This is a genomic window from Micrococcus sp. CS26 (assembly GCF_055522295.1).
In genome coordinates this window covers 39,557-52,217 of sequence record NZ_JBVFVY010000017.1, presented here as the reverse complement: position 1 = coordinate 52,217, position 12,661 = coordinate 39,557, and the positions used below count along the sequence as shown (strand labels likewise).

Genomic DNA, 12,661 nt, shown 5'->3' with positions numbered 1-12,661 from the left:
GCCCGCGGCGTCTGTCGGCCGGTGCGGTGCGCGGTCTTGCCGAGCGAGAGCAGGCCGCGGACGGGGGCGAACGTGTCGTTGCCGACCCGGCCGTCCCACACCAGGCCCCACAGCGCGGCCAGCACCGCGGGGCCGCGGGCCAGGTCGGCCGGGTCGCGGTGCGGGTCGGGGCCGACCGCCCGGCCTGCGCCACCCGCGTCGCCGCCCGCCGCCTGCACCGCCCGCACCCGCTCCACGAGCTGGGGGAAGAACCAGGCCCCGCCGCCGGCGAGCACCTCGAGCACGGCCGCGCGCAGGGCGGCGTCGGCCGGCGTCTCCTCCGCGGGCTCGGGCAGGCGCAGCGTGAGGTCCACGGCGTCGGCGGGGTGCAGGGCCACCCAGCCGTCGTTGCCGGTGGCCTCCCCGACGCCCGACCACACGTACTCGCCCGTGGCCAGCAGCTCGTCGAGCAGGGCGGGGGCGTAGTCCCGCACGCGGGCGGGCAGCACGAGGGATTCCCACGCGCTCGCGGGCAGGGGCGTGCCGGCCAGCTGGTCCAGGACGGTGGCCACCCCGTCCACGCCCTCGAGCGTGGCCGGCGGCCGCCAGGCCCCGTCGCGCCCCGTCCGCGGCCGCAGGTGCTGCCAGTCGGCGAGGAACCGGGCGTAGGCGGCCTGGTCCACCGGCTCGACCTCGGCGCGCAGCGCGGCGAGGGAGCGCATGCGGATCCGCCGCAGCACCTCGGCGTCGCACCACTCGGCGTCCAGGCCGGTGGCTCCGGGGGTGCCCTCCGGCCGGAACGCGCCCGTGCTCACGCGGCGCTCGGTGGCCAGGCGCTGCAGCACCGAGAGCACGACGGCGCCCCCCAGCCCCAGCGCAGCCCCCGCCTCGGCGGCGGTGAAGGGGCCGTGGGTGCGGGCGTAGCGGCCCACGAGGTCCCCGAGCGGGTCGTCGACCGGGTCGAGGAATGCGGTGGGCACTCCGTGCGGGATCGGCGTGCCGAGCGCGTCCCGCAGGCGGGCGGCGTCCTCGACGGCGGCGAACCGCTCGACCCCGTCCTGGCGCAGGCGGAACGCGCGGCCGGCGCGCTCGAGCTCCGCCAGCATCCCGGCGACGGCGTCCTCGTCCGCGGCCTCCTCCGCCTCCCCCTCGGCCCGTGTGCGCCGCGCGGCCTCGGCGACGGACAGCGGTCCCAGCAGGCGCAGCAGGTCCGCCACGCCCTCGACCCCGCGGGCGCGCCGGTCGGGCGCGAGCCGCTGCAGCTGGGCCTCGACCTCCGCGATGACCTCGGCGTCGAGCAGCTCGCGCAGCTCCTCCGTGCCCAGCAGCTCGGACAGCAGCGCGGGGTCGAGGGAGAGCGCGGCGGCGCGGCGCTCGGCCAGCGGGGAGTCGCCCTCGTAGATGAACTGGGCGATGTAGCCGAACAGGATGGACTGGCTGAACGGCGAGGGTGCCGTCGTCGTGACCTCCACGAGCCGGACGGCCCGTGAGGACACCCGCCCCGCGAGCTCCTTGAGCGCCGAGAGGTCGTAGACGTCCTGGAGCACCTCGCGCACGGTCTCCAGGATCACGGGGAACCGCGGGTGCTTCCGTGCCACGTCCAGCAGCTGCGCGGACCGCTGCCGCTGCTGCCACAGGGGGGTCCGCCGCCCGGGGTCACGGCGCGGCAGCAGCAGGGACCGGGCCGCGTTCTCCCGGAACCGGGCGGCGAACAGCGCGGACCCGCCGACCTCCGCCGTGACGATCTCGTCCAGCTCCTCGGCCGTGAACTCGAACAGCTCCGCGCCCGGCGGCTCCGCGTCCATCAGGGGGATGCGCAGCACGATCCCGTCGTCGGCCGCCATCGCCGCGCCCGAGCCGGTATCCAGCCCGTACCGCTGCGCCAGCCGCGCCCCCACCGCGAGCGCCCACGGGGCGTGCACCGCCATGCCGTAGGGGGAGTGCAGCACCACGCGCCAGTCGCCGAGCTCGTCCGTGAACCGCTCCACCACGAGCGTCTGCTCGGTGGGCAGCACCCCGGTGGCCTCGCGCTGGTCCTTCAGGTAGGCCAGGAGGTTGTCCTGCGCCCACGGGTCCAGGCCTGCGGCGGCCAGGCGGGTGCGGCCGGCCTCGGGGTCCGCGTCCAGCTCGCGGCGGAAGCGCCCGACGGCGTCGCCCAGCTCCGCCGGCCGGCCCGCGGCGTCGCCCCGCCAGAACGGGAGCTTGCCGGGCTGCCCGTAGGCGGGCAGCACCAGGACGCGGTCCGCGGTGATGTCCACGATGCGCCAGCTCGTGGCGCCCAGCAGGATGACGTCCCCCACGCGGGACTCGTAGACCATCTCCTCGTCGAGCTCGCCGACCCGGCGCCCGCCGGAGCGGGCCGAGCCCGCGGACGCGGTGCCCGCCGACTCGGCCGTGTCCCCGGCCGCCGCGCCGCCGGGGGTGCCGTCCGCGCCGCCGTCGGAGGCCAGGAACACCCCGAACAGGCCGCGGTCCGGGATGGTGCCGCCCGAGGTGACCGCCAGGCGCTGGGCGCCGGGGCGGGCGGCGAGCGTGCCGTTCTCCCGGTCCCACAGGATGCGCGGGCGCAGCTCGGCGAACTCGTCCGAGGGGTAGCGGCCGGCCAGCAGGTCGAGCACGGACTCGTAGGCGGAGAACGGCAGCGTGGCGAACGGCGCGGACCGGCGCACGAGGTCGAACCACCCCTGTGCGTCCAGGTCCGCGACGGCGACGGCGGCCACGGTCTGCTGGGCGAGGATGTCCAGCGGGTTGGCGGGGATCCGCAGCGACTCGATGCGCCCGGCCGTCATGCGCTCGGCCACGACGGCGGTGTCCACGAGGTCGCCCCGGTGCTTGGGGAAGAACACGCCCCGGGAGACCTCGCCCACCTGGTGGCCGGCACGGCCCACGCGCTGCAGACCGGAGGCCACCGAGGGCGGCGACTCCACCTGGATCACCTGGTCCACCGCGCCCATGTCGATGCCCAGCTCGAGCGAGCTCGTGGCCACGACGCAGCGGATCTGGCCGGTCTTCAGCGCCTCCTCGACGATGGCGCGCTGCTCCTTGGACACGGAGCCGTGGTGGGCGCGGGCGAAGTCGGAGACGGTGCCCGATCCGGTGCCGGTCTGCCCGGCCACCTGGGCGGGGCCGTGGAAGCCGGTCGGGTCCGGTGTGCGGAAGCCGGGGACGGCGTCCGGGTGCTCGGCCGCGGCGGCCGCCTCGGCGCGGGCCTCCCAGATCTCGTTGAGCCGACCGGTGAGGCGCTCGGCCAGGCGCCGGGAGTTGGCGAACACGAGCGTGGAACGCCGCTCGGCCACCAGGTCCACGATCCGCTCCTCGACGTGCGGCCAGATGGACCCGCCCGTCACCGCGCCCTCGTCGCCGAGCCCGCCCGTCGAGGAGCCGGGCCCCAGGTCGTGGGCTGCGGCGGGGGAGGAGAGGTCCGTCAGGTCCGGCACCGGCACCGTGACCGTCAGGTCCCAGCGCTTGGCCGAGGCGGGCCGCACCACCGTCACCGGCTGCGTGCCGCCGAGGAACCGGGCCACCTCGGCGGCCGGCTCGACCGTGGCGGACAGGCCGATCCGCTGCACCGGCGTGTCCAGCAGGGCGTCCAGGCGCTCGAGGGAGACGGCCAGGTGGGCGCCGCGCTTGGTCCCGGCCACGGCGTGCACCTCGTCCACGATCACCGTGCGGACCCCGGCCAGCGCCGCTCGGGCCTGCGAGGTGAGCATGAGGTACAGCGACTCGGGCGTGGTGATGAGGATGTCCGGCGGATCCTGCTGCAGGCGCCGCCGCTCGGCCGCCGGGGTGTCCCCGGAGCGCACACCCACCCGCACGCGCGGCACGGGCCTGCCCTGGTGCGCGGCGGTCTGCGTGATGCCCACCAGCGGGGCCCGCAGGTTCCGCTCCACATCCACGCCGAGCGCCTTCAGCGGCGAGACGTAGAGGACGCGGGTGGCCGCCGTCCCCTCGGTGGCGGGCTCGCGCACGAACGAGTCGAGCGCCCAGAGGAAGGAGGAGAGGGTCTTGCCCGAGCCGGTCGGCGCGATCACCAGCGCGTGCCGCCCCGAGGAGATCGCGTCCCACGCGCCGAGCTGGGCCGGCGTCGGGGCCTCGAACGCGCCCGTGAACCAGGCGCGCGTGGGCTCGGTGAACCGGCCCAGGACGACGTCGGCCGCGGGCGTGGCCGAGCCCGCTGCGGTCTCCGCGGGCCCGCTCATGCGTGGTGGTACGGTCGGCCGGCGGAGATCTCCTGGGCTCGGTAGACCTGCTCCGCCAGGATCAGCCGCACGAGCTGGTGCGGGAAGACGAGCGGGGACAGGGACCAGACGCGGTCCGCGCGGGCGTGGACCCGGGCGTCCACCCCGTACGCGCCTCCGATCACCATCGTCACCGGGGCGCCGACGTCGAACCGGCTCTGCAGGTGCCGCGCCAGACCCGGCGAGTCGAACGCCGTCCCCCGCTCGTCCAGCAGGATCAGGTGCTCGTCCGCGCCGACCGCGCCCAGGATCCGGTCCGACTCCTCCGTGCGCGCCGCCTCCTCCTGCCGCGCGGAGTGCGGCAGCAGACGCCACGAGAGGTCGTAGGGCTTCTTGAGGCGCCGCTCGTAGCGGTCGATCCCGTCGACGACCCACGCCTCATGCTTCTTGCCGATGGCCAGCACCCGAACAGACATGGCCCCATGATCGCACCGGCCGCGGACACGGTACGGGGGTCGGCCCCCGCCGCTCGGTTACGCTCGCCGGGGCGGGGTGCCTGGCTCCGCACCGGAAGGGGGCCCATGACGTCGACCGCACGGTCCCCGCGGGTGTCCCGCCGCGCCGCGCTCGGCCTCGGGGTCGGCGCCCTCGCGGTGGGCGGGGTGGCCGTCGTCACCGACCTGGCCGGCGCGACCGCCGGGCCGCTGGGCGCCAACGCGCCGGCCCTATACGGCATGCGCAGCTCCACCGGGCACACGTACGCGGCCCTGCCCGGGCGCGCCGGACGCATCGACGTGCACCGGCCGCCGGGCCAGGGCCCGTTCCCGGTCCTCGTGTGGAACGCGGGCTCCGGCTGGCGCAGCGATCGCGGCTACAGCGACGGTGTCGACGTCGCCCGCGGCCTGGTCCCGCACGGCTACGCCGTCGCCGCGTTCTCGGTGCGCAGCTCCAAACAGGGCACGTTCCCCGCCCAGGTGGAGGACGCGACGGCGGCGGTCCGCTGGGTGCGGCGCAACGCCCCGGGCCTGCAGCTGGACGCGGGGCGGGTGGCCGTGGCCGGCTCGTCGTCGGGCGGCTGGAACGCCCTCATGGCCGGCCTCACGGGCGGACAGGACCTGGACCGCGAGCAGGTGCCGCTGCCCGGCCGGGAGGTGCCCGACGGCGGCCACGCGATCCCGGAGGAGGACCGCGTCCACGCGATCGTGGACTTCTTCGGCCCCACGGACTTCCTGACGATGAACCGCCAGATGCTCCCGGGCGCGTGCGCGGACTACAACCGCGCGAACCGGCTGAAGCACTGCCACCTCGACGACCGCAGCACCAAGTCGGACATGCTGGGGGTGCCGGTCCTGGCCTCGGGCGGCCTGACCCGGCTGGCCTCCCCGATCGCGCACCTGCGCCCGGACTCGCCGCCCCTGCTGGTCGTCCACGGGCGCAAGGACGTCACGGTGCCGTGGGGGCAGAGCCTCGAGCTGTACCGGGCCGCCGAGGCCGCCGGACTGCGCACCGCGTTCTACTCGGTGGCCGAGGGTGGCCACGACCTGGGCATGATGACCGCGAAGACCCGCAGCGCGGAGGTGCTCCGCAACGGTGTGCCGGCCAGCGCCGTGCACGCCTCCATCTCGTGGTCCGCGGTGGCCTCGTTCCTGGACGCCGTCCTGCCGCGCTGAGGCGGCGGCCGGACCCGCCCCGGCATGGCGAAAGCCCGGGAGCGCAGGGCTCCCGGGCTTCACATCTGGCGGTGACGGTGGGATTTGAACCCACGGTACGGGGTTACCGTACACAGCATTTCGAGTGCTGCACCTTCGGCCGCTCGGACACGTCACCAGACCAGAACACCCTACCCGAGCCGTGGCGGCGCGCCCAAACCGGCCGCCCGCCGTCGTCGGGCACGGGCGCGTTCAGTCGCGCTGGGCGGCGAAGAACCCCCGCAGCAGCGCCGCGCTCTCCTCGGAACGGACGCCGGCGCGGACCTGCACCTGGTGGTTGAAGCGGGGGTCGCGGACCACGTCCAGCACCGAGCCGCACGCGCCCGCCTTCGGGTCCCACGCCCCGAATACGACGCGCGGGATGCGGGCCAGCAGCAGCGCACCGGCGCACATGGGGCAGGGCTCGAGGGTCACCACGAGGGTGCAGTCCGTCAGGCGCCAGCCGTCGCCCGCCCCGGCGGCGGCCCGCAGCTCCGCCCCGCGGCGCAGAGCGAGGACCTCGGCGTGGGCGGTGGGGTCGTGGTGCTGCTCGCGCTCGTTCCCGACGACGGCCAGGACGGTCCCGTCGCCGGCCACGAGGGCGGCACCGATCGGCACGTCGCCGGCCGCTCCGGCCGCGCGGGCGGCCCGGAGGGCCAGGCCCATCCACACGTGCTCCTGCTCGGCCGTGGGCGCGGGGGAGGGGACGGGGGCGGACACGCGGCCAGCCTAGCGGCGGTGTCGGCGCCCCCGCGGGCACGGGGACGGGCGGAGGGGCACGCGTGGGCGGTACCGTGGGCGCCATGCGCGTCCACATCGTCGACCACCCGCTCGTGGCCCACAAGCTCAGCGTCCTGCGGGACAAGAAGACCCCGTCCATGATCTTCCGGCAGCTCACGGAGGAGCTCGTGATGCTGCTCGCCTACGAGGCGACGCGCGACGTGGCCATGGAGGAGGTGCGGATCGAGACCCCGGTGACCGCGACCACCGGCTTCCGCCTGGCCCGCCCGCGTCCGCTGGTCGTGCCGATCCTGCGCGCGGGACTCGGGATGCTGGAGGGGATGACCAAGATGGCGCCGTCCGCCGAGGTCGGGTTCCTCGGCATGGCCCGCAACGAGGAGACGCTGGACATCGTCACCTACGCGGAGCGGCTGCCGGCCGACCTGTCCGGGCGTCACGTGTTCGTCCTGGACCCCATGCTGGCCACGGGAGGCACGCTGATCGAGGCCATCCGCTTCCTCTACCAGCGCGGCGCGGCGCGGGTCACCTGCCTCTGCCTGCTCGGAGCGCCCGAGGGCATCGAGCGGTTGGAGGCCTCGCTGGGCGACGTCGAGGTGGACCTGTACCTGGCCGCCGTCGACGAGCGCCTGGACGAGCGGTCCTACATCGTCCCCGGCCTCGGTGACGCCGGCGACCGGCTCTACGGCCTGGCGGAATGACCTGATCGGACCTCCGCGTCCGCCGCGAGACGACCACGGTCCCCGCCCCCACCGGGCGGGGACCGTGGTCGTCTCACGGGAGCGTCTCCGGCGGGGACGTCAAGCGGAGCCGCGAATGTGTCGTCCATTTAGTGGACGTCATGGCCCGCTGTGACCCGTCATCATCGCGTCATATGGAATGCCTGGAAGTCGCCTGCATAAATATTCCGCATAATCACTCGTCCTGTGGCGCGTCCTGCCGTGTTGAACAATGAAAGAGTCACGCGGGCGAGCCGACCGTCCTCGCGACGCTATTCCGATCCGCGAATAGTGATGTTGAGCACATTCAGGACTCTTCTTCTCAAATAATGAGACAAAAGTGCGAACGTTACTTGCCAGTCCCCTCGGTGAAGTCACATTCTTGTCATGTGACGCCTCGTCCGCCGCACCGACCGAGCGGTGGAGGGGCCATGAGCCGAAAGAGGAGTGGTGGCCATGGGTCAGTCCGCCGGATACGTGCACATCTCCGTCCGCAACGCGCAGCGCCGGGCCGACGGCATGTCCCGCCGAGGCCAGGCCCGCGCAGGCCTGCGCCTGGCCGGTGGCACCGACGCCCCCGACTCCCAGACGGCGCCGACGCCGGTCCTGGCGCCGAACGGCATCCCGGGTCCCCAGGCGGTGGCCCGGGAGAACGAGGCCCGTGGGTTCGTCATCTACGTGGGCATGGACGAGCTGGCCGCCTCGGCCGCCGGCACCTCCCTCACGCGGCTGGCCAATGAGCTGCGCCACTACGTGGAGTCCCTCGTCCCCGGGGCGGAGTCGCACGCCGCCGTCGCCCTGGCCCCCGCCGGCGCGGAGGGCCGCGACATCGAGGTCGTGCGCCAGGTGCTCGGCGACCCGACCGTGCAGGGCGGCACCCGTCCCGACCTGGCGCAGGCGCCGGCCCCCGTGTCCACGCGCCAGCCCGGTGTGCTGATCGACCTGTCCCGGCGCGAGGTGCAGCTGGACGGTGAGTCGCTGAACCTCACCTTCAAGGAGTTCGAGCTCCTGAACTACCTCGTGGAGAACGGCGAGCGCACCGTCGGCCGCGAGGAGCTGCTCGACGCCCTGTGGCGCAACGCCGACGAGGTGCCCAACGAGCGCACCATCGACGTGCACATCCGCCGCCTGCGCGCCAAGCTCGGCCGCCTCGCGAACACCGTGCGCACCGTGCGCGGCCAGGGCTACCGCTTCTACCGCCACCCCGAGGTGGTCGTGTGGGCGGCGCCGGAGTACAGCATCTGACCCGCGCCCGCCCGTGTCCGACGACGGCCCCCGCTCACCCGAGCGGGGGCCGTCGCCGTAGCCTGGCCGCATGAGCACCGCCGACGCGAAGACCCTGATCGTCCTCCGGCACGCCAAGGCCGGCTGGCCCGACGCGGCCGACGACCATGCCCGCCCGCTCGCCGAGCGAGGCCACGCCCAGGCGCCCGCCGCCGGCGACTGGCTCCGCGAGCACGACCTCGTCCCGGACGCCGTCGTGTGCTCCGATGCGCTGCGCACCCGTCAGACGTGCGTGTGGGTGTGCGAGCGCCTGGGCGAGCTGGCACCCACGCCCTACCTGGACCCGCGGCTCTACGGCGCCGACGCGGCGCGGGCCCTGGCCGTCGTCAACGAGACGGAGGAGACCACGCGACGGCTGCTGGTGGTGGGCCACATGCCGTGGGTGCAGGAGCTGGGCATGCGGCTGATGAGCCTGGACTCGGACCAGGACGCGGCGCTGCGCATGAGCGAGCACTACCCGACGCTCGGGATGCAGGTGTTCCGGGTGGAGAAGCCGTGGGCCGAGCTCGACGGCCGCGACGCCGCCCTGACGCACTTCGTGGTTCCGGGGCGCTGACCTCCGCGGCGGCGCGCGTGGCAGAGGCGCGCCGACATGACGAAGGCCCCGCTCCAGCAGGAGCGGGGCCTTCCGATCGTGCGCCCAAAGGGATTCGAACCCCTGACCTTCTGTTCCGTAGACAGACGCTCTATCCAGCTGAGCTATGGGCGCATCATCCGATCCGCCGGAGCGGCTCGAACTCGTAGAACACTACAGGACCTCTCCGGCGAAGTGCAAATCGACGGTCTGCGGTGGTCTGAGTCGGGGGTGTGGCGGGGGCGCGGCCATGATAGCCGGGCTCGGGTACCATGGCAGGACCGTGCGGCCACAACGATGTGGTGCGCGCTTCGGCGGTGCACGCATCGGAGTGGACGGGACGGAACGGCCCCGGACCCCAATGGGAGGACTCTCCACCATGGCTGACAACGCCACCACCTCGTTCGCGGATCGCGCCCTGGCGGACGCGCCCACGGACTACGCCCAGCTGCGCGAGTGGGTCGCTCAGATCGCAGAGCTGACGCAGCCGGACTCCGTCCAGTGGGTCGACGGCTCCGAGGAGGAGCGCGACCGTCTCGCGGACGAGCTCGTGGCGGCGGGCACCCTGACCCGCCTGGCCGAGGACAAGTTCCCCCACTCCTTCGCCGCGTTCTCCGATCCCGCCGACGTCGCCCGTGTGGAGGACCGCACCTTCATCTGCTCCGAGAAGGAGGAGGACGCCGGCTTCACCAACAACTGGATGGACCCGGCGAAGATGCACGGGATCCTCGACGACGCGTTCACCGGCGCCATGCGCGGCCGCACCATGTACGTGATCCCGTTCGTGATGGGCCACCTCGACGCCGAGGACCCGAAGTACGGCGTGGAGATCACCGACTCCGCCTACGTGGTCCTGTCGATGCGCATCATGGCCCGCATCGGCCAGGACGTGCTGGACAAGATGTCCCGCGAGCAGGCCTTCTACGTGCCGGCCGTGCACTCCGTGGGCGCCCCGCTGGAGCCGGGCGAGCAGGACGTGCCGTGGCCGTGCAACGAGACCAAGTGGATCGTGCACTTCCCCGAGGAGCGCTCCATCTGGTCCTTCGGCTCCGGCTACGGCGGCAACGCCCTGCTCGGCAAGAAGTGCTACGCGCTGCGCATCGCCTCCGTGATGGCCCGGGACGAGGCCTGGCTCGCCGAGCACATGCTGATCCTCAAGCTGACCAACCCCGAGGGCCGGTCCTACCACATCACCGGCGCCTTCCCCTCGGCCTGCGGCAAGACCAACCTCGCCCTCATCGACCCCACGATCGAGGGCTGGAAGGCCGAGACCCTGGGCGACGACATCACCTGGATCCGCGCCGGCAAGGACGGCGAGTTCCGCGTGATCAACCCGGAGACCGGCTACTTCGGCGTCGCCCCCGGCACCGGCTGGTCCACCAACCCGAACGCCATGCGCGCGATCTCCAAGGGCAACTCCATCTTCACCAACGTCGCCCTCACCGACGACGGCGGCGTGTGGTGGGAGGGCATGACGGACGAGGTCCCCGAGCACCTCACCGACTGGCGCGGCAACGACTGGACGCCCGAGTCCGGCACCCCGGCCGCCCACCCGAACTCCCGGTTCTGCACGCCCATCGAGCAGACGGACATGCTGGCCGACGAGTACCGCGACCCGCGGGGCGTGAAGCTGGACGCCATCCTGTTCGGCGGCCGCCGCAAGACCACCGTGCCGCTGGTGACCGAGGCCTTCGACTGGGAGGACGGCATCCTCAAGGGCGCCACCCTCTCCTCGGAGACCACCGCGGCCGCCGCCGGTGCCGTGGGCGTCGTGCGCCGCGACCCGATGGCCATGCTGCCGTTCCTCGGCTACGACGCCGGTGACTACCTGGCCCACTGGGTCAGGGAGTCCGGCAAGGCCGACCCGGAGAAGCTGCCGCGCATCTACCTGGTCAACTGGTTCCGCCGCAACCGCGACGGCGGCTTCGCCTGGCCCGGCTTCGGCGAGAACTCCCGCGTCCTGAAGTGGGTCGTGGAGCGCCTCGAGGGCAAGGCCGAGGCCGAGGAGACCCCGATCGGCCTCGTGCCGGCCGCGGGCTCGCTCGACCTGTCCGGCATCGAGGTGTCGGCCGAGGACCTCGAGGACGCCCTCAAGGTCGACGCCGCGGAATGGGCCGAGGAGAACGAGCTCATCGAGCAGTGGCTCGGCCGGTTCGGCGAGTCCCTGCCGCAGGCCATCCGCGACCGCTTCGAGGCGCAGAAGCAGCGCTTCGCGCAGGCCTGAGCCCCGCCGGAACGCGGAACGGCCCGCACCCCGTGAGGGGTGCGGGCCGTTCCGCGTTCCGGGGCCGGATCAGGCGGCGAGCCAGAGGTCCGGGCCGAAGATCTCGTAGCGGATGGACGTCGCGGGCACGCCGGCGTCGATCAGCTTCGAGCGGGTGGACTGCATGAACGCGAGCGGGCCGCACAGGATGTAGTGCCCGTCGCGGGGCAGTTCGACGTCGTCGAAGTGCATCACACCCTCGACGGTCGTGACGCCCTCGGGGTCCTGCTCGGGTCGCACCCCGAGGAAGAGGCGGGCGTCGCCGTGCGGCAGCGCCGCCAGGGACTCCGTCACCTGTTCGCGCAGGGCCACCGCCTCCCAGGACGCGTCGCCGTGGAAGAAGAGGACCTGGCGGTCCGAGCCCTGCTGGGCGAGCGCGTCCAGGATCGCGGCGGCCGGGGTGATGCCGATGCCGGCGGTCGCCAGGACCAGGGGAGCGGAGGAGTCCTCGTCCTCGAGGGTGATGTCGCCGTAGGGGTTGGACAGCTCGATGACGTCGCCGACCTCCACGTTCTGGATGAGCATGGGCGAGACCTCGCCGCCCTCGTCCAGCTTCACGGTGATGACACGTTCGGTGGTGGACTCGGCCTTCTCGGAGAGGGAGTACTGGCGGCACTGGCGCATGCCGTCCTCGACCTTCAGGCGCACGGACACGTAGCCACCGGCCCTGCCGCGGGACTGCGGGGTGTCGTCGGCCGGCTCGAAGCGGAAGGTGACGGCCGCGTTGCCGGTGGGCTCCTTCGCGACGACCCTCCAGTCCGTCCACATCCTGTCGTTGGCCTGCTGGGAGTAGAGGCCCTTCTCGATCTTGATGAGGGCGTCGGCCATGAGCCAGTAGACCTCGGTCCAGGCGTCGGCCACCGCGGGCGTGACGGCGTCGCCGAGCACCTCGCCGATGGCCCAGAAGAGGTTCTCGTAGACGATCGGGTACTGCTCCTCGACGATGCCGAGGGCGGTGTGCTTGTGGGCGATGCGGGACAGGACGGCCTCGGGCAGGGTGCCCGGGTTCTCGAGCAGGTGCACCGCGAACTTCACGATCGAGCCGGCGAGGGCCTGGGCCTGCTCGCCGTTGCGCTGGTTGGCGCGGGAGAAGACGCCGTCGAGGAGCTCGGGGTGGGCCTCGAACATGTGGGCGTAGAACAGGGGCGTGATCTCCGGCATGTGCTCGGCGACGACGGCGGCGGTGGCCTCGATGACGGGGCGGGACTTCTCGGACAGCACGGGGGTCTCCGTCTCCT

Annotated in this window: 9 protein-coding genes and 2 tRNA genes; 5 read left to right on the top strand and 6 right to left on the bottom strand. The window is 73.5% G+C overall.

From position 1 onward, the window contains the following. Positions 1-4,178, bottom strand: a 4,178-nt coding sequence (locus tag ACZ1IK_RS08555; RefSeq protein WP_465098462.1) for an ATP-dependent helicase, incomplete at its 3' end; no start/stop codon positions are given. Further along, complete coding sequence (locus ACZ1IK_RS08550; RefSeq protein ID WP_174232859.1) at positions 4,175-4,633, bottom strand: 23S rRNA (pseudouridine(1915)-N(3))-methyltransferase RlmH; 459 nt, start codon at positions 4,631-4,633, stop codon at positions 4,175-4,177. The genes ACZ1IK_RS08555 and ACZ1IK_RS08550, both read right to left, overlap by 4 nt. A gap of 105 nt (positions 4,634-4,738) precedes the next feature. Between ACZ1IK_RS08550 and ACZ1IK_RS08545 the strand changes: the two genes are divergently transcribed. Beyond that, positions 4,739-5,827, top strand: coding sequence for an alpha/beta hydrolase (locus tag ACZ1IK_RS08545; RefSeq protein WP_102708780.1), 1,089 nt, complete (start codon positions 4,739-4,741; stop codon positions 5,825-5,827). Between the two features lie 66 nt (positions 5,828-5,893). On the opposite strand, the gene ACZ1IK_RS08540 is transcribed toward ACZ1IK_RS08545, so the two are convergent. Both ACZ1IK_RS08540 and ACZ1IK_RS08535 read right to left on the bottom strand, forming a co-directional pair. Continuing rightward, positions 5,894-5,984: transfer RNA gene (locus ACZ1IK_RS08540), tRNA-Ser, on the bottom strand. A 74-nt stretch (positions 5,985-6,058) separates the two neighbouring features. Further along, on the bottom strand, positions 6,059-6,565 hold the full coding sequence (locus ACZ1IK_RS08535) for a nucleoside deaminase (protein ID WP_044659043.1): 507 nt from the start codon (positions 6,563-6,565) through the stop codon (positions 6,059-6,061). 83 nt (positions 6,566-6,648) lie between these two features. Between ACZ1IK_RS08535 and upp the strand changes: the two genes are divergently transcribed. From upp to ACZ1IK_RS08520, 3 genes are all read left to right on the top strand, one after another. Further along, complete coding sequence (gene upp / locus ACZ1IK_RS08530) at positions 6,649-7,284, top strand: uracil phosphoribosyltransferase (RefSeq protein ID WP_069941749.1); 636 nt, start codon at positions 6,649-6,651, stop codon at positions 7,282-7,284. A gap of 474 nt (positions 7,285-7,758) precedes the next feature. After that, entirely contained in the window at positions 7,759-8,547 is a 789-nt protein-coding gene (locus tag ACZ1IK_RS08525; RefSeq protein WP_036316068.1) for a winged helix-turn-helix domain-containing protein, read from the top strand. Between the two features lie 70 nt (positions 8,548-8,617). Then, entirely contained in the window at positions 8,618-9,142 is a 525-nt protein-coding gene (locus ACZ1IK_RS08520) for a SixA phosphatase family protein (protein WP_002854135.1), read from the top strand. Between the two features lie 79 nt (positions 9,143-9,221). On the opposite strand, the gene ACZ1IK_RS08515 is transcribed toward ACZ1IK_RS08520, so the two are convergent. Further along, positions 9,222-9,295: transfer RNA gene (locus tag ACZ1IK_RS08515), tRNA-Arg, on the bottom strand. A 244-nt stretch (positions 9,296-9,539) separates the two neighbouring features. On the opposite strand from ACZ1IK_RS08515, the gene ACZ1IK_RS08510 reads away from it, so the two are divergent. Next, positions 9,540-11,384 (top strand): phosphoenolpyruvate carboxykinase (GTP), encoded by a 1,845-nt coding sequence (locus ACZ1IK_RS08510; RefSeq protein ID WP_102708781.1) that lies wholly within the window; start codon positions 9,540-9,542, stop codon positions 11,382-11,384. Positions 11,385-11,453: 69 nt separating this feature from the next. On the opposite strand, the gene ACZ1IK_RS08505 is transcribed toward ACZ1IK_RS08510, so the two are convergent. Next, positions 11,454-12,644 carry a globin domain-containing protein gene (locus ACZ1IK_RS08505; RefSeq protein ID WP_102708782.1) on the bottom strand — a complete coding sequence of 397 codons (1,191 nt, stop codon included), beginning with the start codon at positions 12,642-12,644 and terminating at the stop codon, positions 11,454-11,456. Between the last annotated feature and the right edge of the window lie 17 nt (positions 12,645-12,661).

Excerpts from the sequence above, each read along its gene's own strand:
- ACZ1IK_RS08520 (WP_002854135.1), top strand. The coding sequence starts at position 8,618 with ATGAGCACCGCCGACGCGAAGACCCTGATCGTCCTCCGGCACGCCAAG.
- ACZ1IK_RS08545 (WP_102708780.1), top strand. The coding sequence starts at position 4,739 with ATGACGTCGACCGCACGGTCCCCGCGGGTGTCCCGCCGCGCCGCGCTC.
- upp (WP_069941749.1), top strand. The coding sequence starts at position 6,649 with ATGCGCGTCCACATCGTCGACCACCCGCTCGTGGCCCACAAGCTCAGC.
- ACZ1IK_RS08525 (WP_036316068.1), top strand. The coding sequence starts at position 7,759 with ATGGGTCAGTCCGCCGGATACGTGCACATCTCCGTCCGCAACGCGCAG.
- ACZ1IK_RS08510 (WP_102708781.1), top strand. The coding sequence starts at position 9,540 with ATGGCTGACAACGCCACCACCTCGTTCGCGGATCGCGCCCTGGCGGAC.
- ACZ1IK_RS08550 (WP_174232859.1), bottom strand. The coding sequence starts at position 4,633 with ATGTCTGTTCGGGTGCTGGCCATCGGCAAGAAGCATGAGGCGTGGGTC.